This is a genomic window from Arenimonas composti TR7-09 = DSM 18010 (assembly GCF_000426365.1).
GTDB lineage: Bacteria > Pseudomonadota > Gammaproteobacteria > Xanthomonadales > Xanthomonadaceae > Arenimonas > Arenimonas composti.
This window is the reverse complement of sequence record NZ_AUFF01000002.1, coordinates 227,201-249,984: the sequence shown is the minus strand read 5'-3', so window position 1 is coordinate 249,984 and position 22,784 is coordinate 227,201. Positions and strand designations below refer to the sequence as shown.

At 70.4% G+C, this 22,784-nt stretch carries 21 protein-coding genes; 7 read left to right on the top strand and 14 right to left on the bottom strand.

The window, feature by feature from the left end; genetic code table 11:
• Positions 1 to 8 precede the first annotated feature (8 nt).
• From gspG to K311_RS0105440, 5 genes are all read right to left on the bottom strand, one after another.
• Entirely contained in the window at positions 9 to 413 is a 405-nt protein-coding gene (gene gspG / locus K311_RS0105460) for a type II secretion system major pseudopilin GspG (RefSeq protein ID WP_425476569.1), read from the bottom strand.
• Between the two features lie 65 nt (positions 414 to 478).
• Positions 479 to 1,690, bottom strand: a complete 1,212-nt coding sequence (locus K311_RS0105455; RefSeq protein WP_026816482.1) for a type II secretion system F family protein — start codon at positions 1,688 to 1,690, stop codon at positions 479 to 481.
• Positions 1,691 to 1,694: 4 nt separating this feature from the next.
• Positions 1,695 to 3,413, bottom strand: a complete 1,719-nt coding sequence (gspE, locus tag K311_RS0105450) for a type II secretion system ATPase GspE (RefSeq protein ID WP_051239541.1) — start codon at positions 3,411 to 3,413, stop codon at positions 1,695 to 1,697.
• Between the two features lie 281 nt (positions 3,414 to 3,694).
• On the bottom strand, positions 3,695 to 4,057 hold the full coding sequence (locus tag K311_RS0105445) for a hypothetical protein (RefSeq protein WP_026816480.1): 363 nt from the start codon (positions 4,055 to 4,057) through the stop codon (positions 3,695 to 3,697).
• 61 nt (positions 4,058 to 4,118) lie between these two features.
• On the bottom strand, positions 4,119 to 4,652 hold the full coding sequence (locus K311_RS0105440) for a tetratricopeptide repeat protein (protein WP_161627297.1): 534 nt from the start codon (positions 4,650 to 4,652) through the stop codon (positions 4,119 to 4,121).
• A gap of 237 nt (positions 4,653 to 4,889) precedes the next feature.
• Here K311_RS0105440 and ahr point away from each other — a divergent pair, with 237 nt between their 5' ends.
• Positions 4,890 to 5,906: an NADPH-dependent aldehyde reductase Ahr gene (ahr, locus tag K311_RS0105435; RefSeq protein WP_026816478.1), complete on the top strand. Its 1,017-nt coding sequence runs from the start codon at positions 4,890 to 4,892 to the stop codon at positions 5,904 to 5,906.
• A 49-nt stretch (positions 5,907 to 5,955) separates the two neighbouring features.
• Here the strand turns inward: ahr and K311_RS18610 are convergent, their stop codons facing one another.
• The 5 genes from K311_RS18610 to xerD all read right to left on the bottom strand — a co-directional run bounded on the left by K311_RS18610 (position 5,956) and on the right by xerD (position 12,834).
• Complete coding sequence (locus K311_RS18610) at positions 5,956 to 6,189, bottom strand: hypothetical protein (protein ID WP_026816477.1); 234 nt, start codon at positions 6,187 to 6,189, stop codon at positions 5,956 to 5,958.
• A complete protein-coding gene (locus tag K311_RS0105425; protein WP_026816476.1) occupies positions 6,186 to 6,686 on the bottom strand; it encodes a HEAT repeat domain-containing protein in 501 nt (166 codons plus the stop codon). The genes K311_RS18610 and K311_RS0105425 overlap by 4 nt, the downstream gene beginning before the upstream one ends.
• A gap of 152 nt (positions 6,687 to 6,838) precedes the next feature.
• Complete coding sequence (gene purL / locus K311_RS0105420) at positions 6,839 to 10,702, bottom strand: phosphoribosylformylglycinamidine synthase (protein WP_026816475.1); 3,864 nt, start codon at positions 10,700 to 10,702, stop codon at positions 6,839 to 6,841.
• A 121-nt stretch (positions 10,703 to 10,823) separates the two neighbouring features.
• Positions 10,824 to 11,612 carry a thioredoxin fold domain-containing protein gene (locus K311_RS0105415; protein ID WP_026816474.1) on the bottom strand — a complete coding sequence of 263 codons (789 nt, stop codon included), beginning with the start codon at positions 11,610 to 11,612 and terminating at the stop codon, positions 10,824 to 10,826.
• 223 nt (positions 11,613 to 11,835) lie between these two features.
• Positions 11,836 to 12,834, bottom strand: coding sequence for a site-specific tyrosine recombinase XerD (gene xerD, locus K311_RS15495; RefSeq protein ID WP_051239539.1), 999 nt, complete (start codon positions 12,832 to 12,834; stop codon positions 11,836 to 11,838).
• Between the two features lie 37 nt (positions 12,835 to 12,871).
• Here xerD and K311_RS0105405 point away from each other — a divergent pair, with 37 nt between their 5' ends.
• Positions 12,872 to 13,336, top strand: coding sequence for an RDD family protein (locus K311_RS0105405; RefSeq protein ID WP_026816473.1), 465 nt, complete (start codon positions 12,872 to 12,874; stop codon positions 13,334 to 13,336).
• A 143-nt stretch (positions 13,337 to 13,479) separates the two neighbouring features.
• On the opposite strand, the gene lptG is transcribed toward K311_RS0105405, so the two are convergent.
• Positions 13,480 to 14,574, bottom strand: coding sequence for an LPS export ABC transporter permease LptG (gene lptG, locus K311_RS0105400; protein ID WP_026816472.1), 1,095 nt, complete (start codon positions 14,572 to 14,574; stop codon positions 13,480 to 13,482).
• Complete coding sequence (gene lptF, locus K311_RS0105395; protein ID WP_026816471.1) at positions 14,571 to 15,668, bottom strand: LPS export ABC transporter permease LptF; 1,098 nt, start codon at positions 15,666 to 15,668, stop codon at positions 14,571 to 14,573. The genes lptG and lptF overlap by 4 nt, the downstream gene beginning before the upstream one ends.
• Before the next feature lie 118 nt (positions 15,669 to 15,786).
• Here lptF and K311_RS0105390 point away from each other — a divergent pair, with 118 nt between their 5' ends.
• Entirely contained in the window at positions 15,787 to 17,277 is a 1,491-nt protein-coding gene (locus K311_RS0105390) for a leucyl aminopeptidase (protein ID WP_026816470.1), read from the top strand.
• A complete protein-coding gene (locus K311_RS0105385) occupies positions 17,274 to 17,702 on the top strand; it encodes a DNA polymerase III subunit chi (protein WP_026816469.1) in 429 nt (142 codons plus the stop codon). The genes K311_RS0105390 and K311_RS0105385 overlap by 4 nt, the downstream gene beginning before the upstream one ends.
• Positions 17,703 to 17,907: 205 nt before the next feature.
• Here K311_RS0105385 and K311_RS0105380 read toward each other — a convergent pair whose 3' ends face one another.
• Positions 17,908 to 19,227 carry an aminopeptidase P N-terminal domain-containing protein gene (locus K311_RS0105380; protein WP_026816468.1) on the bottom strand — a complete coding sequence of 440 codons (1,320 nt, stop codon included), beginning with the start codon at positions 19,225 to 19,227 and terminating at the stop codon, positions 17,908 to 17,910.
• A complete protein-coding gene (locus tag K311_RS0105375; RefSeq protein WP_026816467.1) occupies positions 19,227 to 19,778 on the bottom strand; it encodes a UPF0149 family protein in 552 nt (183 codons plus the stop codon). Before K311_RS0105375 ends, K311_RS0105380 begins: the two co-directional genes overlap by 1 nt.
• A 125-nt stretch (positions 19,779 to 19,903) precedes the next feature.
• Here K311_RS0105375 and K311_RS0105370 point away from each other — a divergent pair, with 125 nt between their 5' ends.
• Genes K311_RS0105370 through K311_RS0105360 form a run of 3 tightly spaced genes read left to right on the top strand, consistent with a single transcriptional unit; the run spans position 19,904 to position 22,766 of the window.
• Positions 19,904 to 22,198 (top strand): putative bifunctional diguanylate cyclase/phosphodiesterase, encoded by a 2,295-nt coding sequence (locus K311_RS0105370; protein ID WP_081683292.1) that lies wholly within the window; start codon positions 19,904 to 19,906, stop codon positions 22,196 to 22,198.
• A 56-nt stretch (positions 22,199 to 22,254) separates the two neighbouring features.
• Positions 22,255 to 22,476, top strand: a complete 222-nt coding sequence (locus K311_RS0105365) for a TIGR02449 family protein (protein WP_026816465.1) — start codon at positions 22,255 to 22,257, stop codon at positions 22,474 to 22,476.
• Entirely contained in the window at positions 22,473 to 22,766 is a 294-nt protein-coding gene (locus tag K311_RS0105360) for a cell division protein ZapA (protein WP_026816464.1), read from the top strand. The genes K311_RS0105365 and K311_RS0105360 overlap by 4 nt, the downstream gene beginning before the upstream one ends.
• The last annotated feature ends 18 nt before the right edge of the window (positions 22,767 to 22,784 follow it).

Sequence of the window (22,784 nt, the reverse complement as noted above, 5' to 3'; positions counted from 1 at the left end):
CGGATGGCTCAGGGCTTGCGGATGTCGGCGTTGAAGCTGTCGCCGCCCGGGGCACCGTCGGCGCCGAGGCTGACGAGCTCGAACGGCCCGTTGCTGCCCGGGCGACGGTATTCGATCGGCGTGCCGAACGGATCGACGAGTTCCTTCGCCTGCGCGTAGGGGCCGAGCCAGCCCTGCAGGCCCGGCGAGGTCACCAGCTGTTCGAGCGAATCCGGCAACCGGCCGGTGTCGCTGCGGAACTGGTCGACCTTGCCGGCGAGGGTGTCGAGCTGCACCTGCGCGAGGCGGTAGTCGCCCTGCGCCTTCGAGTTCATCACGCGGTTCGCGACCAGCGCGACGATGCCGCCGATCAGCACGATCACGATCATGATTTCGACCAGGCTGAAACCACCCTGGCGGCTGTGGATCTTCATATTCCTGCGCATCATCCCTTCACTCTCGTTCCCGACCACCGTAGGAGCGCCTTCAGGCGCGATGTCTAAATCGCCGAAGTCAGATCGTAAATCGGCAGCAGCACCGACAGCATGATGCCCCCGACCAGCGCCGTCATCAGCAGCGTGAGCAGCGGCACCAGCGCCGCGAGCACGCGGTCGAGCGCATTGCTGGTTTCCTGGTCGAAAGTGTCAGCAACTTTGAGCAGCATGCCGTCGAGTTCGCCCGACTCCTCGCCGACCTGGATCATCTGCACCGCGAGGCGCGGGAACAGTTTCTGCCGCCCCAGCGCGTAACCGAGGCCGCTACCGGTCTTCACCTCCTCGGCCGCGGCTTCCACCGCCTCGGCCAGCACCCGGTTCGACAACACCGGTCGGGAAATGTTCAGCGCGGTCAGCAGCGGCACGCCGTTGCGCACCAGGGTGCCGAGGGTGCGCGCCAGCCGCGCGGTGTCGAGCTTGGCGACGAGGTCGCCGACGTGGCGGACACGCAGCAGGCGCACGTCGATCGCCCGCCGCGCCGCCGGCCGCCGCAGCGCCCACACCGCCCACACGCCGAGCGCGACGACCGCCGGCAGCAGCAGCCACCACCACGCGCGCAGGAACAGGCTGATGTCGAGGATCGCCTGCGAATACCACGGCAGCTCGGCATCGAGGCTCTCGAACAGGGTCTGGAACTGCGGCACCACCGTCGTCAGCAGGAACACCACCGACAGCACGACCAGGGTGACCAGGATCGCCGGGTAGATCAGCGCATTGATCACCCGCGAGCGCAGTGCGCCGCTGCGTTCGAGGTAGTCGGCGAGCCGGCGCAGGCTCTCGTGCAGCGAACCGCCGGCCTCGCCGGCGCGCACCAGGCTCACGTACAGGCGCGGGAACAGGCCGTGCTGCTGTTCCAGCGCCGTCGACAGCGGGGCGCCGCCGCGCACCGCATCGCGGATGCGCTCGATGACGCGGCGGCTCTCGGCGCTTTCCGGCAGCTCCAGCAGGATGCCGAGCGCGCGGTCGAGCGGCTGCCCGGCGCCGAGCAGGGTCGCCAGCTGCTGGGTGAATTCCAGCACCTGCTTGCCGTCGAATTCGCTGCGCCGGAACAGGCCGGCGAAGCTCGCGGTTTCGCCGGCATCGGCGCGCCGCGCCTCGACCGGCAGGTGGCCCTGTTCCTGCAGGCGGAACGCCACTTCCTCGGCGCTGGCGGCCTCCATCTGCCCGTCGAGGGTCTCGCCGGTCGCCGACAGCGCGCGGTAGCGGAACAGCGGCATGGCCTCAGGCTTCCTGGGTCACGCGCAGCACTTCCTCGATCGTGGTCAGGCCCTGCATCGCCTTCACCAGCCCATCCTCGTACATCGTGCGCATGCCGCGGGCGCGCGCCGCCTCCTCGAGCTCGCCCATGCCGGCGTGCTGCATCACCAGCCGGCGCAGGCTGTCGTCCATCACCAGGAATTCCATGATCGTGGTGCGGCCGAGGTAGCCGGTCGGCGTGAGCGCCGACGGTTTCGGCCGGGTCAGGAAGATCGGGCCCTCGGGCTGGAAGCGGCGCAGGCCGAATTCCTCGATCACCTCCGGCAGCGCTTCATATTTTTCCGCGTGCGTCGGTTCGATCCGGCGCACCAGGCGCTGGGCGAGGATGCCGTTGACGGTGGACGTGAGCAGGTAGTCCTCGACGCCCATGTCGAGCATGCGCGTGATGCCGCCGGCGGCGTTGTTGGTGTGCAGCGTGCTCAGCACCAGGTGACCGGTCAGCGCCGACTGGATGGCGATGCGCGCGGTCTCGAGGTCGCGCATCTCGCCGATCATGATGATGTCCGGGTCCTGGCGGACGATGCTGCGCAGCGCATGCGCGAAATCCAGGCCGATCTGCGGCCTGGCCTGGATCTGGTTGATGCCCTCGATCTGGTATTCGACCGGGTCCTCGACGGTGATGATCTTCACGTCGGGGGTATTGAGCTGGTTCAGCGCCGCGTACAGCGTGGTCGTCTTGCCGGAGCCGGTCGGGCCGGTCACGAGCAGGATGCCGTGCGGCTGCTCGAGCACCTTCACGAACTGGCCGAGGAATTCGTCGGTGAAGCCCAGCGCCCTGAAGTCGAGCACGACCGACTCGCGGTCGAGCAGGCGCATCACCACGCTCTCGCCGTGCGCGGTCGGCACCGTGCTCACGCGCAGGTCGAGTTCCTTGCCCTGCACCCGCACCATGATGCGGCCGTCCTGCGGCAGCCGGCGCTCGGCGATGTTGAGCTTGGCCATGATCTTGATGCGCGAGATCACCGCCGCGGTGAGGTTCGCCGGCGGCGATTCCGCTTCCTCGAGCACGCCGTCGACGCGGTAGCGCACCTTCAGGCGGTTCTCGAACGGCTCGATGTGAATGTCGGAGGCGCGCAGCTCGACCGCGCGCTGGATGATCAGGTTCACCAGGCGGATCACCGGCGCCTCGGACGCGAGGTCGCGCAGCTGCTCGACGTCGGCCTCCTCGCCCCCGGCCTCGTCGCCGAGGTTCTCGACGATCGTGCCCATCGCGCTGCGGCCGGAGCCGTAATACCGCTCGATCAGATCGGCGATCTCGGCACGCAGGCCGACCTTGACCCGCACCGCGCGGCCGGTCGCCAGCGCCACCGCCTCGGCGGCATAGGGGTCCTGCGGTTCGGCGACCAGCAGGTCCAGCCCGTGCGCGTCCTCGCCGATCGGGCACACCGCCAGCTGCTTCAGGAAGCGCAGGCTCAGCTGCACCCCCGGCGGCGGCGCGTCCGGGCAGTCCTTCGCCGAGACCAGCGGCAGGCCGAGGGTCTCGGCCGCGGTCTCGGCCATGTCGCGCTCGGACACCATGCCCAGCCGCACCAGCAGCGCGGTCAGCGCGCCACCTGACTCGGCGTGCAGGCGTTGGGCACGCACCAGGTCGGCCTCCTTCAGCCGGCCGCGGGCGGTCAGCGCGGCGGCGATGCGGGTGTCGGCGGTGTCGGGGGCGTCGATCATCGGGGCGGGGCTGGGCATCGGGACCCGAAATCTATCAGGTCGCGCTTTTTCGATCGCGGCGGGGGTAACGCAGCTGCGGCGCCCCGCTGCGCGAGGGGCCGCTCCGGGATTCATCGGCCGCGATCGAAAAGGGCCCGTCGCGTTTTCGGATTCGTCAGCAGCCCTCGCTCACGACAGCGATCCTTGACCAGGACGAGCGCTTACTCGACACGATCTGCTTCGCGCTGACTCCGAGACACGGTGACCGAATCAACGAGGGCGATCCACTGGGCATCCGCCCGAAGGAATTCCTGACGACTTCATCGGATATTCAGCGCGCCGTACGGGCCGCCCACGATGATCCAATGCCCCGCTCGCGAGCGCTCGAGGAACAGGATATAGCGCCCGGGATCGCATGCTTCCGGACTGCCTTCGGGCACGTTGGTGCGACATTGCACCACGATCTCGCCATCCTGCACTTCGCCCTTGAGGCTGTTGCGCACTCGAAAGGTCGCCATATATCTCCCGTCCGCGCACCAGCGCCCACTGTCTTCTGGACAGCTTGCGGGGGCGACGAAATCGGCGACGACCACCAACTCCGACTCGACAACCCGCTCTTCGAGCGGCATCTCGCGGAATGAGTTTGCGGCGGCCATCGACCCCACGAGCAGCATCCCGACCATCGGCAGAAATCTCGATCTAATTGCCATCAGCGGATCTCCCTGTGGCTTTCCTGGGGCACGGTCACTGCCGCTCCCCGGGCAAGTCCCGTCGCGATCGGGCTGTCCCGCGCGACCGCAATCTCGCGAGCGCTTCGTTGCGCCCGCAGGCGGTCTTGAGCTCGGGCGCGGCACGCTTCGCCGCGCGGCGATAGAGGCCGATCGCCGTCGCGAATTCTCCGGAGTCGAACCATGCGTTGCCGAGGTTGTAGAGCAGCGCCGGATTTCCCGGCGCGAGCCGGAGCGCCTGCGTCAGGTAGTGCCTGCTCCAGCGCGGGTTCCCGAGTTCGGAGTGGCAGTTGGCGAGTGCCATCATCGCGTCGTCGTCGGCCGGATCGCTCGCGAGCGCGCGCCGGAACGCGCGGATCGCCTCGTGGAATTCCCGCCGCCGGTAGCGGCCGTCGCCGACCAGGTACCAGGCGTGGTTGCGGTCGACTTCGAATCGCCGCTGCAGTCTGCCCGCGTCGTCGAGAAGCAGGCGCAGGGCGCTCGCGACGCGGCCCCGGCGAAGGGCGCGGTGCACCGGCGCGAAGATGTCGCCCTCGGACCGGCGGTTCATCGCCGCCGAAGCCGTCGAGCGCGGAGCCGCTTCGTCATGCGACTTCATCGACTTGCGGCGGATCCAGCAGTGATTTCAGCTCCGACAGTGCTTCATCCTTCATCGTGACCTCTGCATCGACTGTCCGACCTGTCCGCGCGCTTCATGCCCAGGGAAACTACCGCAAATCGCAACCGGGGCGGGACGTAGTGCCGGCACCGGGCGTATCGTCGGCATCCAGCCGCAGGGGAAATCACCATGAGCACGATCCGCGCCCTCGCCGCCAGCCAGCCCGGCGGTCCGCTCGAGCCCTTCCACTTCGACTCCGGTCCGCTCGGCGACGAGGAGGTGGAGATCGCGGTCGATCACTGCGGGCTCTGCCATTCCGACCTGTCGATGCTCGACAACGAATGGGGCTTCAGCCGCTATCCCTTCGTGCCCGGGCACGAGGTGATCGGGCGGGTGGTCGCGCTCGGTGCGCAGGCGAAGGGGCTGGCGCTCGGCCAGCGTGTCGGCCTGGGCTGGTCGGCCTGGAGCTGCATGAGTTGCGAACAGTGCCTCGCCGGCCGGCACAACCTCTGCCCCCGGGTCCGCCCGACGATCGCCGGCCGCCACGGCGGTTTCGCCGAACGCGTGCGCGCGCACTGGGTCTGGGTGGTGCCGGTGCCGGAAGCATTGCCGGCAGCCGAGGCCGGGCCGCTGCTCTGCGGCGGCATCACCGTGTTCACCCCGCTCTACGAATTCGGCATCCGCCCGACCGCGAAGGTCGGCGTGGTCGGCATCGGCGGCCTCGGCCACATGGCGCTGAAGTTCTGCCGCGCCTGGGGCTGCGAGGTCACCGCCTTCACCAGCAGCCGCTCGAAGGAAGAGGAGGCGCGCGCGTTCGGTGCCCACCACGTCGTCGCCACCGGCGATGCCGACGCGCTGAAGGCGCTGGCCGGCCACTTCGACCTGATCCTCGACACCGTCAACGTCAGCCTCGACTGGAACGGCCTGCTCGGCGCGCTGGCGCCGAACGGCCGCCTGCACGTCGTCGGCGCCGTGCTCGACGGGATCCAGGTCTCCGTCTTTCCGCTGATGATGGGCCAGCGTTCGCTGTCGGCTTCGCCGACCGGTTCGCGCGTCGCCATCGACACGATGCTCGGCTTCGCGGCGCGGCATGCGATCGCGCCGAAGACCGAGCACTTCCCGATGAGCCGGGCGAACGAGGCCCTCGACCACCTCCGCGCCGGCAAAGCCCGCTACCGCATCGTCCTCGACGCCGATTTCTCCTGACCGCGGCCGGGCGGGTTCGTCGCCGGGGCCGCCGCCCCAGATGCGCGCACTACGACCTCATTCGGCGCCGAGCCGCAAGGCGTCTGGCGACGAACGCCAAGAGGACGCCGACGACGAAACCGAGGGCGAGCACAGCCAACGCCGTCCACACGTAGACGTCCCCGCCGAGAGTGTCCCGCAGTCGCCTGAGCGGAACCGAGACGACGTAGATCGACGCTATCCAGATGAAGAGGCGGATTGCATAGATCCATCTCTCCAGACGTTGCCCGCTTTCAGCGCTCATCGGGCCTCCGGATCGGCGCATACAGGACCACTGTCCGGTGGTGCGGTGCCACTGCGGATCCGGAGCATCGCCGACCCGATCACGGCCATCGTGCTGCCTGGTCCGATGAGTGTGCCCACTGGCAACAATTCGAACTCGCGGTCGTAGGCTTCCTGCAGCGCCACGAGCGCGCTCCGTGCCGCAGGACCCATCTTCCCGAGCGCCGTGGCGGCGTCGCGGCGCACCGCCTCGTCCGGGTGGCGAAGCAGGCCGGCCAACAGGTCGGCGACGGCCTGCGCGTCCGACAGCGCTATGCGGCGCGAAGGATCCACGTCCGCCGATGCGGTAGCGGGCGCGTCGGTGCGCAACGCGGCCCGATCCATGTCGAGCTCCGCGGCCGACGCCACGCGAACCGCCGGCAGGGCGAGCGCAAGCGCGACCAGCCCCCCGTGGATCATGCCGGCCCCGCTCCCGATCGTCGCCCGCGCCATACCCGTCTCCCGCAGTTGCGCGGTCATCGTGCGCCCTGTTCCACCAGCCTACCGGATGCCGCCGACTTCCGAGAAACGAGAAACGAGGAACGAGAAACGAGTGAAGAAGCCCCGCTTCGCGCGAAGCGCGCGCCTTCACTCGTTTCTCGTTCCTCGTTTCTCGTTTCTCGCTCCCCGGATCACCCGACCCACGCACGAGCGTTGCGGAAGAGTCGGAGCCACGGCGAGTCCTCGCCCCACTCCGCCGGATGCCAGCTCATCTGCAGCGTCCGGAAGACGCGTTCGGGGTGCGGCATCATCAGCGTCGCGCGGCCGTCGGTGCTGGTGAGCGCGGTGATGCCGCCGGGTGAGCCGTTCGGGTTCGCCGGGTAGTTCTCGGCATCGGCGATGGCGCCGCGGCCGTCGACGTAGCGCGCGACGACCTTGGCGAGGCCGGCGTGTTCCGGGGCGTCGAACGCCGCCCGGCCCTCGCCGTGCGAGACGACGATCGGAAGTCGCGAGCCGGCCATTCCGGCGAACAGCAGCGACGGCGAGTCGAGGATCTCGACCTGCGCCAGGCGCGCCTCGTACTGTTCGCTGCGATTGCGCAGGAAGCGCGGCCAGTGTTCGGCGCCGGGTACGAGGCCCTTGAGTTGCGCGAGGAACTGGCAGCCGTTGCAGACACCGAGGGTGAAGGTGTCGGGGCGGGCGAAATACGCGGCGAACATCTCGCGCATCGCCGGCGATTCCAGGATCGACACCGCCCAGCCGCGGCCGGCGCCGAGCACGTCGCCGTAGCTGAAGCCACCGCAGGCGGCCAGGCCCTTGAACCCACCCAGTTCGAGCCGCCCGGAAATCAGATCGCTCATGTGCACGTCGACCGCGGTGAAGCCGGCGCGGTCGAAGGCCGCCGCCATCTCGATCTGGCCGTTGACGCCCTGCTCGCGCAGGATCGCGACCTTCGGCCGCACGCCGCGGGCGATGTACGGCGCGGCGATGTCCTCGGCCGGGTCGAAGGCCAGCACCGGGTTCAGGCCCGGATCGGCGAAATCGAGCCGCGCGGCGCGCTCGGCGTCGGCGCCGGCGGGTTCGTCGCGCTGCTGCTGGATCGCGTGGGTGGTTTCCCACCACGCGCCGAACAGTTCCTGCCAGCTCCACTCGGCGAAGACCTTGCGGCCGGCGTGCACGCGGATCGCCGGCGCGGTGGTGACGCGGCCGATGCGCTGGGCGCAGTGGGTGAGCTCGTAGCGGTCGACGAGGTCGGCGAAGGCGGCGCGGTCCTCGGCGGCGATCTGCACGACCGCGCCGAGCTCCTCGTTGAACAGCGCGGCGATCGTCTCGTCGTCGCTCCAGCCGTCGAGGTTGATGTCGAGGCCGCAGTGGCCGGCGAAGGCCATCTCGCACAGCGCCGCGAAAACGCCGCCGTCGCTGCGGTCGTGGTAGGCCAGCAGCAGGCCGTCGGCGCGCGCGGCCTGGATCAGGTCGAAGAAGGCGCGCAGGCGCGCGGGATCCTCGAGGTCCGGGCACGGACCGGCGAAGGCGCCGTAGACCTGGGCCAGGATCGAGCCGCCGAGGCGGCGCTGGCCGGCGCCGAGGCCGATCAGCCACAGCTCGGCGTCGGCATCGCGCACCGGCACCGGGGTCAGCGTCGCGCCGGCCTCGGCGACGCGGGCGAAGGCGGACACCACCAGCGACACCGGCGACACCACCTTCTGTGGGCCTTCCGGCGCCGACCACTGCGCCTGCATCGACAGCGAGTCCTTGCCGACCGGGATGCTCAGGTCGAGCGCGGGGCACAGTTCCATGCCGACCGCCTTCACCGCCGCGAACAGTTTCGCGTCCTCGCCGGGGAAACCGGCGGCGGCCATCCAGTTCGCCGACAGTTTCACTTCCGCGAGTCCGGCGACCGGCGCCGCGGCGAGGTTGGTGATCGCCTCGCCGATCGCCATGCGCGCGGCGGCGGCGGCGTCGATCAGCGCCAGCGGGGTGCGTTCGCCGACCGCCATCGCCTCGCCGGCGGTGCCGGTGAAGCCGGTCAGCGTCACCGCGACGTCGGCCAGCGGCAGCTGCCAGCGGCCGACCATCTGGTCGCGCGCGCACAGGCCGCCGACCGTGCGGTCACCGATCGTCACCAGGAAGTTCTTCGCCGCCACCGTCGGGTGCGCGAGCACGCGCAGGCCGGCCTCGCGCAGGTCGACCGTGTCGGCGTCCAGCCGCGGCCAGCGCGACGCGGCTTCGGTACGGGTGTCGCGGTGCAGGCGCGGCGAGTTGCCGAACAGCACGTCCATCGGCAGGTCGATCGGGCGGCTGCCGTCCGGCGCCTGCAGCACCAGCCGCTCCTCGGCGGTGGCGTGGCCGACGACCGCGAACACCGCGCGCTCGCGGGCGCAGATCGCCGCGAACTCGTCGACGCGGTCGGCGGCGACGCCGAGCACGTAGCGTTCCTGCGCCTCGTTGCTCCACAGCTGCATCGGGCTCAGCGAGGGATCGTCGCTGGGGATCTTCGCCAGCTCGATCACACCGCCGACGTTCGAGTCGTGCAGCAGTTCGGGGATCGCGTTCGACAGCCCGCCGGCGCCGACGTCGTGCGCGGTCAGCACCGGGTTGTCCTCGCCGCGGGCGTAGCAGCGGTCGATGACTTCCTGGCAGCGCCGCTGCATTTCCGGGTTGTCGCGCTGCACCGAGGCGAAATCGAGGTCCTCGCTGCTCTGCCCCGAGGCCACCGACGAGGCGGCGCCGCCGCCGAGGCCGATCAGCATCGCCGGACCGCCGAGCACGACCACCGCATCGCCCGGACGCAGGTCGAGCTTGCGCACCATGCCGCGGTCGATCGCGCCGAGGCCGCCGGCGAGCATGATCGGCTTGTCGTAGCCGCGCACCAGGCCGGGTTCGTCGGTGGCCAGTTCGAAGCTGCGGAAATAGCCCGCGAGCGCCGGCCGGCCGAATTCGTTGTTGAACGCGGCGGCGCCGATCGGGCCGTCGGTCATGATCTCGAGCGCGCTGGCCATGCGCGGGTTCAGCGGCCGCGGCTGTTCCCACGGCCGTTCCAGTCCCGGAATGCGCAGATGCGACACCGAGAAGCCGGTGAGGCCGGCCTTCGGCTTGCCGCCACGGCCGGTCGCGCCCTCGTCGCGGATCTCGCCGCCGGCGCCGGTGGCGGCACCCGCGAACGGCGAGATCGCGGTCGGGTGGTTGTGGGTCTCGACCTTGATCGCGAACGCCGAGTCGAGCAGCGGCCCGTGCGCGTATTCGCCGCTGTCGGGATCCGGGCGGAAGCGCGTGCCCGGGAAGCCCTCGATCACCGCCGCGTTGTCCTTGTAGGCGCTGAGCGTGAGCTGCGGCGACTTCGCGTGGGTGTTGCGGATCATCGCGAACAGCGACTTCGGCTGCGGCTCGCCGTCGATGGTCCAGTCGGCATTGAAGATCTTGTGCCGGCAGTGCTCGGAATTGGCCTGCGCGAACATCATCAGCTCGGCGTCGGTCGGGTCGCGGCCGAGTTCGCCGTAGCGGCGCTGCAGGTAGTCGATCTCGTCGGCGGACAGGGCCAGGCCGAGGCGGGCGTTGGCGTCGGCGAGGCCGGTGAGCGGAATGGTTTCGAGGGCGCCGGCGGCCGGCGTCGCGAACAGCGCCGCGGCGCCCTCGCGGTCGGCCAGCAGCGACTGCGTCATCGGGTCGTGCAGCACCCGCGCCAGCGCAGCCCAGCGCGGATCGCCGGCCGGCGGCAGGCCGGCGAGGTCCAGGCGCAGCCCGCGCTCGACCCGGCGTACCGGCTGGCCGGCGCCGCGCACGATGTCGGTGGCCTTGCTCGACCACGGCGAGCGCGTGCCCAGCCGCGGCACGACGTAGCGCGAGGCGGCCCCGGCGGCGACCGGGGTGCTGCCGCGGCAGGCCTCGAGCAGGCGGCCGAGGGTGTCGGTGTCGGGGGTCGCGCCGGCCTCGGGTTCGACGAAGTAGACGAACCAGGCACCTTCGAGGCGCAGGGTTTCGACGATGGCCTGCAGCCGGGCCTGGAGACGGTCGCGCCGGAAGGGCGACAGGGCCGGCAGGCCCTCGAGGACGATCATGTCCGGACTATCCGTGGAAACGGGCCGGCAATTGTAGCCGAAGCCCGGCCCGGGCCCGCCGGAAGCGGTTGCCGGGACGCTGCGGCGCCCCGGATTCCTGGCGGGCCGCGGCGGCCCTGGCTCAGCGCGCCTGCGCGGCCATTTCCTCGAGCCGGGCGAGCATTTCGGACGGCGCCAGGTAACCGCCGATCTCGACCCCGTTCTCGGCATAGATCGCCGGCGTGCCCGTGACGCCGACCTTCTGGCCGAGTTCGTAGTCCGCGCGCACCGGGTTGTCGCAGTTCGCCGGCGGCAGCACCAGGCCGCCCTTGGCGGCGGTCAGCGCACCGGTACGGTTGTGCGAGCACCACACCGCCACCGCCTGCTCGAAGGACTCCGAGCCGATGCCGGCGCGCGGGTAGAACAGGTATTCGACGGTGATGCCGAGGCGGTTGTAGTCGGCGATCTGCTGATGCAGCTGCCGGCAGTAGCCGCAGTCGATGTCGGTGAAGACGGTGACGCGGTGCTTCTGCTCGGCGGCCGGGAAGATGATCCGGCGCTCGGCCGGCACCGCATCGAGCAGATCGCGGCGCAGCGAACCCTCGCTGAGGCGGGTCAGGTTCACCTTGCCGGGCACGTCGATCAAGGAGCCCTCGACCAGCAGGTAGCGGCCGTCGTTGGAGATGTACAGGACCCGCCCGCGCACCGCGACCTCGGCCAGGCCCGGCAGCGGCGACGGCCCGATCCGCTCGATCGGCGTACCCGGCAGCAGCTGTCCCATCGCCGCGGTGATCGCCGCCTCGTCCGCCTGCGCCGGCAACGCCGCCGCCGGCGCCGCGGCCGTCGCCCCGCCCGCCCGCCCGGGTGGCTCGGCCGCACAGGCACCGAGGGCGGCCGTCAGGCCGAGGGCGAGGATGAGGTTGCGAAGCATGAGGAATCCGGATCTGCGAAGGGTGGCGTGGATTCTCGCATGGTGCGGCGGGGAAACGAGAAACCGTCAACGACCACCGACCAACGACTGTAGGAGCGGCTTCAGCCGCAATACCGTCTGTAGGAGCGGCTTCAGCCGCGATAGCGCCGAAGGCGCGTGCCTTCCGGTAGGGGAAGGAGTGAGGAGCGGATCGCGGCTGAAGCCGCTCCTGCAAGTCGCCGCGCTATGCGCGGGGGTGGTGGGCGGCATGCAGCCGCTTCAGCCCCTCCCGCGCGACATACGTGTAGATCTGCGTCGTCGACAGCGAGCTGTGGCCGAGCAGCATTTGCAGGGCGCGCAGGTCGGCGCCGTGGTTGAGCAGGTGGGTCGCGAAGCTGTGGCGCAGGCCATGCGGGCTGACCCGGTCGGGGTCGATGCCGGCGACGGCGGCAAGCTTCTTCACGACCGTCCAGAACTGCTGCCGGCTCGGCGGTTCGCCGCCCGAAGTCAGGAACAGCGCGGGCAGCGGGCGGCCGCCGGCGAGCGCCGGGCGGGCGTCGCGCAGATAGGTCTCGAGCCAGTGCTGGGCTTCCTCGCCCATCGGCACCAGACGTTCCCGGCTGCCCTTGCCGCGCACGCGCAGCACGCCCTGGCGCAGGTTCACCGCCGCCGCGTCGAGGTTTACCAGCTCGCTGACGCGCAGGCCGGTGGCGTACATCAGCTCGAGCATCGCGCGGTCGCGCAGGCCGGTCGGGGTGTCGATCGCCGGCGCCTGCAGCAACGCCTCGACCTCGGATTCCGACAGCGCCTTCGGCAGCGAGCGGCCGAGCTTCGGCGGCGCCAGCAGCGCGGTCGGATCGTCGGGGCGGAGACCGAGGCGCACGCGCTGGCCGTAGAACGCGCGCAGCGCCGACAGCAGGCGGGCATTGCTGCGGGCGGCGTAGCCGTGGCGGCCGCGCCATTCGAGGTAGTCGAACAGGTCGCCGCGCTGCAGCGTCGCCAGTTCGCCGCCGCGGGTCGCCAGCCAGCGCGCGAGGCCGTCGAGGTCGCGGCGGTAGCTGTCCAGGCTCGCCCGCGACAGCCCGGACTCGGCCCACAGGCGGTCGAGGAACCCAGCGATCGCGGCGGCGTCGCCCGCGCTCGCCGGCGGCAACGCCAGCACGCGCGACCGGCGTTCGGCGGCGGCCTCGCCGCGGCGGCGCGGCGGCGCGGCCTTCTTGCTGGAGGGGGTTTCGCCGGACATCGGCCGATTACAGCATCGCCGCCGCTAGAATTCGCCGATGACTTCTTCCGCCCCGCCGGCCGCGCGCCCGGCCCATCTCGGCTGGCGCCTGCTGGCGCTGGTCTACGACGCGCTGCCGAACATCGCCCTGTGGTTCCTGATCAGCGCGGTCTCGCTGCTGCTGCGCCCGAGCCACGAGGCCTTCGCGCCGTGGAGCGCCGGCGCCCTCGCCGTCTGGCTGGCCTGCTGGCTGGTCAGCGGCAGCTATGCGGTGCTCGCCTGGCGCCGGGGCGGCCAGACCCTGGGCATGAAACCGTGGCGGCTGAAGGTCGTGGCGGCCGATGGCCGCCCGGCCGAGGTGCGGGCGCTGTGGCTGCGGTATGCGGTGGCGACGGTGTCGCTGGCGGCCTGTGGGCTGGGCTTCCTGTGGTGCCTGGTCGATCGGGAACGGCGGGCTTTGCATGATGTCGTGGCCGGCACGGTGCTCGTGAGGACCGGGAAGGCGATGGCTCTCGAGGGCTGAAAAGGCAAGTAGTGGATAGGAAGTAGGAAATAGCAGGCGGAAGACGGCGGGTAGTGGATGGGAAACCGGAGAGCGGGCAGCAGAGGGACCCCACGCTCGCGCCGAACCCATTACTTGTTATTTCTATCCTTCATTTTCCGTCGCTATTCACGCCTGCCGAACAGCCCCCACGACAAGGCCAGCAGCAGCACCGGCGGCACCGCATACGCCACCCGCGCATCGAACCGGTACACATCCGCCAGGTTCACCGCCAGCCGCTGCACCAGCAGATAGCCGAGGCCGATCACGATCGCGACGAACAGGCGCTTGCCGAAGCCGCCGGAGCGCAGCGAGCCGAAGGCGAACGGCAGCGCCGCCAGGCACAGCACGATCACGTTCAGCGGGTAGAACCAGCGGCCCCAGTAGGCGTTCTCGAACTGGCGGGCGTCGAGGCCGTTGCGTTCGAGGTATTCGATGTTGCGGCTGAGCTCGTCGCTGCTCAGGTAGCGCGGGCGCGAGGCGGCGGCGGCCAGCGCCTGCTGGTCGAGACCGGTTTCCCAGCGTTCCTCGGCGTGCTCCTCGGCGACGACGGCGCGGTCGCGGAACACGTTGCGGCGGACGTCGCGCAGCACCCAGCCGTCGGGGCGGTGCACGGCGGTGCGCGCCTCGGCCAGCGACAGCAGCTTGCCCTGCGGGTCGAACTCGAACACGCGCACGCCGCGCAGTTCGGTCACCGGCACGCCGTCGTCGATACGGCTGGCGCCGTCGGTGGCGTTGATGAAGACGTCGCCCTCGCGCGCCCACAGGCCGGAGACGCGGGCGACGACGACGTCGCCGGTGCGCGCCGAATTCACCACCGCCTGCGCGCTCTGCTCGCCGAAGGGCGCGACGGTCTCGGCGTTGACGATCATCAGCAGCGCGACCAGCGCCAGGCCCGACAGCGCACCGGCGCCGATGCGCAGCCGCGACATGCCGATCGCGCGCATCGCCGTCAGTTCGGAGCGCGCGGCGAGACCGCCGAGGCCGAGCACGCAGCCGATCATCGCCACCGTCGGGTAGGCCTCGTACAGCCGCCGCGGCACGGTGTAGGCGACGTACAGGAAGGCGTGGCTCAACGTGTAGCCGCCCTCGATGTCCTCGAGTTCCTTCACGAGGGCGCCGAGCAGGTCGAAACCGACGATCACCACCGCGGCGCCGAGCGTCGCCAGCAGCACGGTGCGCGCCAGGTAGAGGTCGACGAGGTGCGGGCGCAGGTTCATGCCGCCGCCACCTTCGCCACGACGGGCCTGCGCCGGCGCATTCGGCCGTCGATCGCGAACAGCCAGACCGCCAGCAGGCCCATTGGCACCAGCAACCACCACAGGCCCGCCGAGGCCGGGATCACGCCGTCGCCGAGCCAGGTCTTGCCGAACATCAGCAGCACCATCGCATTGCCGTAGATCATCAGCGCCGCGAACACGCGGCCGTAGCGCGCCTGGCGCACTTCGCCGCGGCCGAGCGGCAGCGCCAGCAGGCCGAGCGCGACGGTCAGCAACGGCGTCGCGAGGCGCCAGTGAAGTTCGCCGATCGCCGCCGGCTCGTCCATCTCCAGCAGGCGCGACGTCGTCACGCCGGCCATCTCGTCGTCGTCGGGGTCGGCCTCGCGGTCGGGCACCTGGATCTCGTTGACCGCGAAGCGCATCAGCCGGAAATCGAGCCGCGACGGATCGCCTTCGACCCGGAAGCCGTCGTGCAGGCGCAGGAAACGGGCGGTCTCGCCTTCGAAGAACAGTTCGCCCCGGGCGGCGGTGATCACGTCGAGGCGGCCGTCGCGTTCGGTCTGCACGAACATGCGCCCGAATTTCGTGCCGTCGGGGTCGATCTCGCCGACGTAGATCACGCCCTCGCGGCCCGGCAGTTCCATGAAGCGGCCGGCGTCGAGGCCGGCGATCAGGAATGAGCGCTCCGCGTCCTCGATCATCCGGCGTGCCTGGTCGGCCCCGAGCGGCGCCAGCCACAGCGAGGCGACCCCGACCACGCACGCGACCGGCAGCACGATGATCGCCAGCGGTTTCCACAACTGGCGCGGACCGATGCCGACCGAGGCGAGCACCGCCATCTCGCTTTCCGCGTACAGGCGGCCGACCGCGAGCAGCAGGCCGACGAACAGCGCCAGCGGCAGCAGCAGCGGCAGCACCTGGATCGAGCGCAGGCCGAGCTGTGAAAGCAGCAGGGTCGCCGGCACCTTGCCGCGGGCGATCTCGCTCATCAGGTCGACCAGCAGCCCACCGAGCCCGACCAGCACCAGCACGAGCGCGACCGCCCCGACGCTGGCGGCGAACTGGCGCAGGACATGGCGTTCTATCAGCAACATTCGGTGCGCGCAGGGGCCGGGAGCAGGGGGTGGGATAGAATCGTCGGGCATCGACGGTGCGCGCCGCGTCGCGGTCCGCCGTCCCTCCGATTCGCAACGATTGTACGGAACAACATCGATGGCCCTCGAATTCCGCCTGAACCCCGCCGAACCGGCGGTGACCGAAACCGACTGCGTCGTCGTCGGCCTGTTCGCCGACGGCAGCCTGCCGGCGGCCACCGCCGCGCTCGATCGCGCCAGCGGCGGCCGCATCGCCGCCCTCGCCGCCCGCGGCGACCTGTCCGGAAAAACGGGTCGCACCCAACTGCTGCACGACCTGCCCGGCATCACCGCGCCGCGCGTGTTGGTCGTCGGCCTCGGCGACGCCGCCAAGTTCGCGGTTCCGCAGTACCTGAAATCGGTGGGCGACGCGGTGCGTGCGCTGAAAGCCGGCCCGGCGACGGGCGCGCTGCTGACCCTCAACACCATCGCCGTCGCCGGCCGCGACGCCGGCTGGGCGCTGCGCCAGGCGGTGATCGCCGCCGACCACGCCGCCTACGAATACACCGCCACCCGCAGCCGCAAGAGCGCCGACACCGGCCTGAAGGCGCTGGCGCTCGCCGGCGACGGCGGCCTGCAGCAGGAACTGACGCGCGGCATCGCGATCGCCGCCGGTGTCGAGCTGACCCGCGAACTCGGCAACCTGCCGCCGAACATCTGCAATCCGGCCTACCTCGCCGACACCGCGCGCCGCATCGCCGGCGAGCACGCCGGTGTCGAGGTCGAAGTGCTCGAGCGCGCCGACATGGAGACGCTCGGCATGGGCTCGCTGCTGGCCGTCGCGCGCGGTTCGGCGAATGCGCCGAAGCTCGTCGTGCTGCGCTGGAACGGCGGCGGCGACGCCCGCCCCTACGCGCTGGTCGGCAAGGGCATCACCTTCGACACCGGCGGCATCAACCTGAAGGTCCAGGGCGGCATCGAGGAGATGAAGTTCGACATGTGCGGCGGCGCCAGCGTGTTCGGCGCCTTCCTCGCCACCGTGAAGATGCAGCTGCCGATCAACCTGGTGATGGTGGTGCCGGCGGTCGAGAACATGCCCGATGCCGATGCCTACCGTCCCAGCGACATCATCACCTCGATGTCCGGCAAGACCATCGAGGTCGGCAACACCGACGCCGAGGGCCGCCTGATCCTCTGCGACGCGCTGACCTACGTGCAGCGCTTCGAGCCGCAGGCTACCGTCGACGTCGCCACCCTGACCGGCGCCTGCGTGATCGCGCTCGGCAAGTACGCCACCGGCCTGATGAGCAAACACGACGATCTCGCCGGCGAACTGCTGGCCGCCGGCGAGCAGGTCTTCGACCGCGCCTGGCGCCTGCCGCTCTGGGACGAGTACCAGACCCAGCTCGAATCCGCGTTCGCCGACGTCTACAACATCGGCGGCAAGGGCGCCGGTGCGATCACCGCCGGCTGCTTCCTGGCGCGCTTCACCGAAGGCCAGCGCTGGGCGCACCTGGACATCGCCGGCGTCTCCAACGGCGAGGGCCGCAAGGGCCTGGCCACCGGCCGCCCGGTCGGCCTGCTGGCGCAGTGGCTGCTCGACCAGGCGGAGGCCGCTGCGTCCGCATGAGCGCGCGCGCCGACTTCTACCTGATCGGCAAGCCGCGTTTCCGCGAGCAGCCGCTGCTGCTCGTCTGCGAGCTGGCGCGCAAGGCGCACGACGCCGGCCAGCCGCTGCTGGTGCTGTGCGCGTCGGCGGCGCAGGCGGAAGAACTCGACGACCTGATGTGGGCCTTCGATCCGGACGCCTACCTACCGCACCAGATCGTCGACCCCGACGACGATGGCGCCGACGTGCCGGTGCTGATCGCCGCGCCCGAACACGACGTGCCGCTGCGTCCGCTCGTCCTCAATCTGCGCGACGCCGCGGTCACCGGCGCCTTCGACCGCGTGCTCGAGGTCGTGCCCGCCGATCCTTCCGCGCGCGGCCCACTGCGCGAGCGCTGGAAGGCCTACGCCGCCGCCGGCCTCGCCGTCACCAAACACGACATGTGACCGTCGGTGTCCGTGCATCTGTTTTTTGGACACGGATGAACACGGATCAAAGCGGATGAACACTGATAAGGCAAAGGCATTCTGAGGTCGGGATCGTCGTCGCCGATTGCCGCGAAGCATCCGAACATCAATCGGCTCTTGCTCCATCCGTGTTCATCCGCCTTGATCCGTGTTCATCCGTGTCCAAAAGAAAATGTGGCCGGAGCTAACGTAAGGGCCGGTCCGCGAGCAGCTGCTCGATGGCGTCGACGTCGCGGGGGACGGCGGCGGTGAGGACTTCCGGGGCGTCTTTCGTCACGACGACGTCGTCCTCGATGCGGATGCCGATGCCCTGCCACTTCGCCGGCACGCCCTTGCTGCCGCGCGGGATGTAGATGCCGGGTTCGATCGTGAAGACCATGCCGGGTTCCAGCTCGCGGAACTCGCCGGCGACCTTGTAGTCGCCGACGTCGTGCACGTCGAGGCCGATCCAGTGGCCGGTCTTGTGCATGTAGAAGCGCTTGTAACTGCCGGTCGCGAGCGCGGTCTTCAGCGAACCCTTCAGCAGGCCGAGCGCGAGCAGGCCCTCGGCGATCACCTCGACCGCGGCTTCGTGGCCGGCGATCCAGGACCTGCCCGGGCGCGCCATCGCCATCGCCGCCGCCTGCGCCGCGAGCACGACCTCGTACAGCGCGCGCTGCTCCTTCGAGTAGACGCCGTCGACCGGCCAGGTGCGGGTGATGTCGGAGGCGTAACCGGCGACTTCGGCGCCGGCGTCGCACAGCAGCAGGTCGCCGGCGGCGAGGCGGGCGTCGTTGGCGCGGTAATGCAGCACGCAGGCGTTGTCGCCGGCGCCGACGATCGGCTCGTAGGCGGCGACCGCGTTGTGGCGCCGGTAGGTGTACTGCAGCGCCGCCTCGACCTCGTATTCGAAGCCGCCGGCGCGGGTCGCGCGCATCGCCGCGACCTGGGCCTCGGCGGCGATCGCCGCCGAACGGCGCATCAGCTTCAGCTCGGCCGGGCTCTTGAACAGGCGCAGCTCGTGCAGCAGGTGGCCGAGTTCGAGGAACTCGTGCGGCGGCTGGGCGCCGTGGCGGATCTGCGCACGGACCCGGTTCACCCAGCCGATCAGCTTCAGGTCGAACTCGGTGTCGCGTCCGAAGTGGTAGTACACGCGGGTACGACCTTCGAGCAGCCCGGGCAGGATTTCGTCCAGGTCGGCGATCGGAAAAGCGTCGTCGAAGCCGTAGGCATCCACCGCTCCCTCGGGGCCGGCACGGGGTCCGTCCCAGGCCTCGCGTTCGGGGTCGCGTTCACGGCAGAACAGCAGCGATTCGCCGTGCCGGCGGCCGGGCACCAGCACCAGCACGCCCTCGGGCTCGGGGAAGCCGGACAGGTACCAGAAGTCGCTGTCCTGGCGGTACGGATAGTGGGTGTCGTTGCTGCGCACGCGCTGCGGCGCACTCGGCAGGATCAGGATCGCGTCCTCGTCGGCCATCCGCATCAGCTGGCGGCGGCGACGGGCGAACTCGGCCGGCCTGATCATCAGTTCAGGCGGCGGCGGTGGCGCGGCCCCAGCACGCAGTCGCTGTGCACCAGCATCACCGCGACGCGGACGAATTCGCTGATCTCCGCCAGCGCTTCCTCGTCACCCTCGGTGTCTTCGTAGCTGAGGTCGTTGGCGGCCAGCCGGGCGAGGTCGGCCAGCGCTTCGCCGGCGTCCTCGGACAGCGGCGGCTCGCGGCCGGCGGCGAGGCCGAAACCGCCGAGGAAACCGCGGCCCCAGGCGATCAGCGCGTCGCCGCGTTCGGGCATCGGCCGGTCGTCGGGCGGCAACAGCAGCTCGAAGCCGAAATCCGGCGATTCCAGCTGCAGCGCGCTGGCGACGTGCAGCTGCTCGAGCGCACTCCCCGATTCCGGTGGTGCCAGCTGCGGATCGCTCATCACCGCGGCGAACCAGCCGGCATCGTCGTGGCGGCCGCCGCCGGCGATCCAGCCGCAGAGCGAGCCGTGCAGTTCGGACGGTTCCAGCCCGCTTTCGAGGGCGCGCAGTTCCGCCGCGAGGACGTCGTAATCGGGCAGCGTGACGGAGGACATGGACGGCTCGGCGTGGGTCGGTGGCCATTCTAGCCCCGTGACCGGGGCGCTTGTGGCCGGAAGGTGCCGGCTCCTACACTCCGGCGACGGGTGCGATTCGGTTCGGATCGGGGGAATTCCGGCCAATGACGCGACAGCCACATCGCTGGTGGACGGCACCCCTCGCGGGGTTCCTCGCGGTCGCCAGCGCGGGCGTGCAGGCGCGCCCGGTCGGCGCCGGTCTCGGCGGCTGGATCACCCAGGCGGTGCTGCTCGCGATCGCCCTGTTCCTGAGCTGGCTGCTCTGGCGCGTCTGGAGCCATCGCCGTCGCCAGGAGAAGGCGCTGACCGCCGAGATCCGCGAACGCGAGGAACGCCTGAACCTGGCGCTTTGGGGCTCCGGCGACGAGTTCTGGGACTGGAACATCCGCGAGAACACCCTCTACCGCCTCGGCGCCAACCACCTGCTCGGCCAGGGCAGCCGCGACGAGCTGAGCACCGACGACTGGCGCACCCAGTCGGTGCACCCCGAGGACCTGCCGCGGGTGCAGAAGCTGCTGCAGGAACACATCGTCGGCCACACCGAGGTGTTCGAGTCCGAGCACCGGATCAGGAACGGCCGCGGCGAATGGGTGTGGGTGCGATCGCGCGGCAAGGTCGTCGAGCGCGACAGCGCCGGCAGCCCGCTGCGCATGGCCGGCACTGCCCGCGACATCACGATGAGCCGGCGCGCCGAACGCGAACGCCGGGTCGCCCTCGAGGTGCTGCGCAGCATGAGCGAGGCGGTCGCGGTGATCGACCTCGAGTTCCGCTTCATCTCGGTCAACCCGGCCTTCTCGCGCATCACCGGTTACAGCGAGGAGGAAGTGATCGGGCAGAACGGCAAGCTGCTCGATTCGAGCCAGCACAGCGCCGAGTTCTACCGGCGCGTGCGCGACGTGCTCGAGCGCACCGGCCACTGGGCCGGCGAGATGTGGCAGAAGCGCAAGGACGGCGAGGAATTCCTCGGCTGGATCGAGATGAGCGAGGTGCGCGACGCGATGGCGGTGCGCAGCCACTTCGTCGCGGTGGTCAACGACATCACCGACAAGAAGCGCGCCGAGCAGGAACTGCGCTACCTGGCCAATTACGACACCCTGACCGGGCTGCCGAACCGCGCCCTGCTCAGCGAACGCCTCGGCCGCGCGATCGTGCGCGCGCGCCGCCAGGAAACCCGGGTCGCGGTGCTGTTCCTCGACCTCGACCGCTTCAAGGACATCAACGACTCGCTCGGCCATGCCGCCGGCGACCGCCTGCTGAAGGCGGCGGCGACCCGGCTGCAGGCCACGGTCGGCGCCTCCGACACCGTCGCCCGCCTCGGCGGCGACGAGTTCACGGTGGTGCTCGAGGACGTCGAGTCGGTGCCGGCCGTCGAGCGCATGGCGCGCGAGATCCTCACCGCGTTCTCGATGCCGCTGGAGGTCGACGAGCGCCACGACGTGTCGATCACGCCCTCGCTCGGCATCAGCCTCTACCCCGACCACGCGCTGGTGCCGACCGACCTGCTGAAGTTCGCCGACACCGCGATGTACCAGGCCAAGGCCGAGGGTCGGAACACCTACCAGATCTACAACGAGACGATGGACGCCGAGTCGCGCCGGCGCGCGACCGTGCTCGCCTCGCTGCGCAAGGCGATGGACCGCGGCGAGTTCCGCCTGGTCTACCAGCCGCGCATGGCGCTGGCCGACGGCCGCATCACCGGCGCCGAGGCCCTGCTGCGCTGGCACAGCAGCGAACTCGGCGAGATCAGCCCGCAGGTCTTCATCCCGCTGGCCGAGGAATCGGGCCTGATCCTGCAGATCGGCGAATGGGTGCTCGGCGAGGCGCTCGCGACCCTGAAGCGCTGGCGCAGCCACGGCCTGACCGAGACCTCGGTGGCGGTGAACGTGTCGGTGCTGCAGCTGCTGCGCAGCAACCTGCCCGACGTGCTGCGCAACCTGATCCAGGACCTCGGGGTACCCGCGAACCGCATCGAGCTCGAGGTCACCGAGTCGATGGTGATGCAGAACGCCGAGCAGACCACGCACGTGCTCAACGAGCTGCGCAAGCTCGGCATCACGCTGGCGATCGACGATTTCGGCACCGGTTATTCGTCGCTCGTGTACCTGAAGCGGCTGCCGATCGACACCCTGAAGATCGACAAGGAATTCATCGGCGACCTGACCCGCGACCCCGACGACGAGGCGATCACCGCGACGGTGATCACGATGGGCCATTCGCTCGGCCTGAACGTCATCGCCGAAGGCGTCGAGAGCGAGCAGCAGCTGAGCTACCTGCGCGAGCAGGGCTGCGACGAGATCCAGGGCTTCTGGCTGTCGCCGCCGCTGGACGCCCACCGCTGCCTGGCCTTCATCCGCACCTGGCAGCCGGGGGCGGTCGCGGCGATCCCCGCCCCCTACTGAGCGGCCGCCGCGGCGACAGTTGACGGCTGCCGGCCGGCCGCCCACGATGCCGGTCGATGAGCACTCCCGACCCGATCGAACAGCTGCAGGCGCTGGCCGAACGTTTCGACCGGCTCGCCGACCAGTACCGGCGCCTGCTGGAGGAGAACCGCAGCCTGCGCCAGGGCCAGGAACAGCTGGTCGCCGAGCGCGCGCAGCTGCTGAACAAGAACGAGCAGGCCCGCTCGCGGGTGGAGGCGATGATCGCCCGCCTGAAATCGCTGGAGCACAACGCGTGAGCGAACCGGTCAACGTCAGGATCCTCGACCGCGAGTTCACCGTCGGCGTCGTTCCCGAAGAGCGCGACAGCCTGATGGCGGCGGCGACCCTGCTCGACGCACGCATGCGCGAAATCCGCGGCGGCAACCGCATGGCCGGCCTCGACCGGGTCGCGGTGCTGGCGGCGCTGAACCTCGCGCACGAACTGCTGCAGTTGCGTGGCCAGAGCGAGCAGCGCGACGCGGCCCTGAACCGCACGCTGACGGACCTCAATCGCAAGCTCGACGGCCTGTTCGACGCCGCGCGCTGAACATCCGGTTCACTAAAT

What these genes read in the sequence shown, in the direction of transcription:
- K311_RS0105380 (WP_026816468.1), bottom strand. Translation starts at nt 19,227, where the DNA reads ATGATCAGGCCGGCCGAGTTCGCCCGTCGCCGCCGCCAGCTGATGCGG.
- K311_RS0105390 (WP_026816470.1), top strand. Translation starts at nt 15,787, where the DNA reads ATGGCCCTCGAATTCCGCCTGAACCCCGCCGAACCGGCGGTGACCGAA.
- lptF (WP_026816471.1), bottom strand. Translation starts at nt 15,668, where the DNA reads ATGTTGCTGATAGAACGCCATGTCCTGCGCCAGTTCGCCGCCAGCGTC.
- K311_RS0105440 (WP_161627297.1), bottom strand. Translation starts at nt 4,652, where the DNA reads ATGAACCGCCGGTCCGAGGGCGACATCTTCGCGCCGGTGCACCGCGCC.
- lptG (WP_026816472.1), bottom strand. Translation starts at nt 14,574, where the DNA reads ATGAACCTGCGCCCGCACCTCGTCGACCTCTACCTGGCGCGCACCGTG.
- K311_RS0105375 (WP_026816467.1), bottom strand. Translation starts at nt 19,778, where the DNA reads ATGTCCTCCGTCACGCTGCCCGATTACGACGTCCTCGCGGCGGAACTG.
- K311_RS0105415 (WP_026816474.1), bottom strand. Translation starts at nt 11,612, where the DNA reads ATGCTTCGCAACCTCATCCTCGCCCTCGGCCTGACGGCCGCCCTCGGT.
- K311_RS0105365 (WP_026816465.1), top strand. Translation starts at nt 22,255, where the DNA reads ATGAGCACTCCCGACCCGATCGAACAGCTGCAGGCGCTGGCCGAACGT.
- purL (WP_026816475.1), bottom strand. Translation starts at nt 10,702, where the DNA reads ATGATCGTCCTCGAGGGCCTGCCGGCCCTGTCGCCCTTCCGGCGCGAC.
- xerD (WP_051239539.1), bottom strand. Translation starts at nt 12,834, where the DNA reads ATGTCCGGCGAAACCCCCTCCAGCAAGAAGGCCGCGCCGCCGCGCCGC.
- K311_RS0105370 (WP_081683292.1), top strand. Translation starts at nt 19,904, where the DNA reads ATGACGCGACAGCCACATCGCTGGTGGACGGCACCCCTCGCGGGGTTC.
- K311_RS0105425 (WP_026816476.1), bottom strand. Translation starts at nt 6,686, where the DNA reads ATGACCGCGCAACTGCGGGAGACGGGTATGGCGCGGGCGACGATCGGG.
- K311_RS0105385 (WP_026816469.1), top strand. Translation starts at nt 17,274, where the DNA reads ATGAGCGCGCGCGCCGACTTCTACCTGATCGGCAAGCCGCGTTTCCGC.
- gspG (WP_425476569.1), bottom strand. Translation starts at nt 413, where the DNA reads ATGAAGATCCACAGCCGCCAGGGTGGTTTCAGCCTGGTCGAAATCATG.
- K311_RS0105455 (WP_026816482.1), bottom strand. Translation starts at nt 1,690, where the DNA reads ATGCCGCTGTTCCGCTACCGCGCGCTGTCGGCGACCGGCGAGACCCTC.
- K311_RS0105405 (WP_026816473.1), top strand. Translation starts at nt 12,872, where the DNA reads ATGACTTCTTCCGCCCCGCCGGCCGCGCGCCCGGCCCATCTCGGCTGG.
- K311_RS18610 (WP_026816477.1), bottom strand. Translation starts at nt 6,189, where the DNA reads ATGAGCGCTGAAAGCGGGCAACGTCTGGAGAGATGGATCTATGCAATC.
- ahr (WP_026816478.1), top strand. Translation starts at nt 4,890, where the DNA reads ATGAGCACGATCCGCGCCCTCGCCGCCAGCCAGCCCGGCGGTCCGCTC.
- K311_RS0105445 (WP_026816480.1), bottom strand. Translation starts at nt 4,057, where the DNA reads ATGGTCGGGATGCTGCTCGTGGGGTCGATGGCCGCCGCAAACTCATTC.
- gspE (WP_051239541.1), bottom strand. Translation starts at nt 3,413, where the DNA reads ATGCCCAGCCCCGCCCCGATGATCGACGCCCCCGACACCGCCGACACC.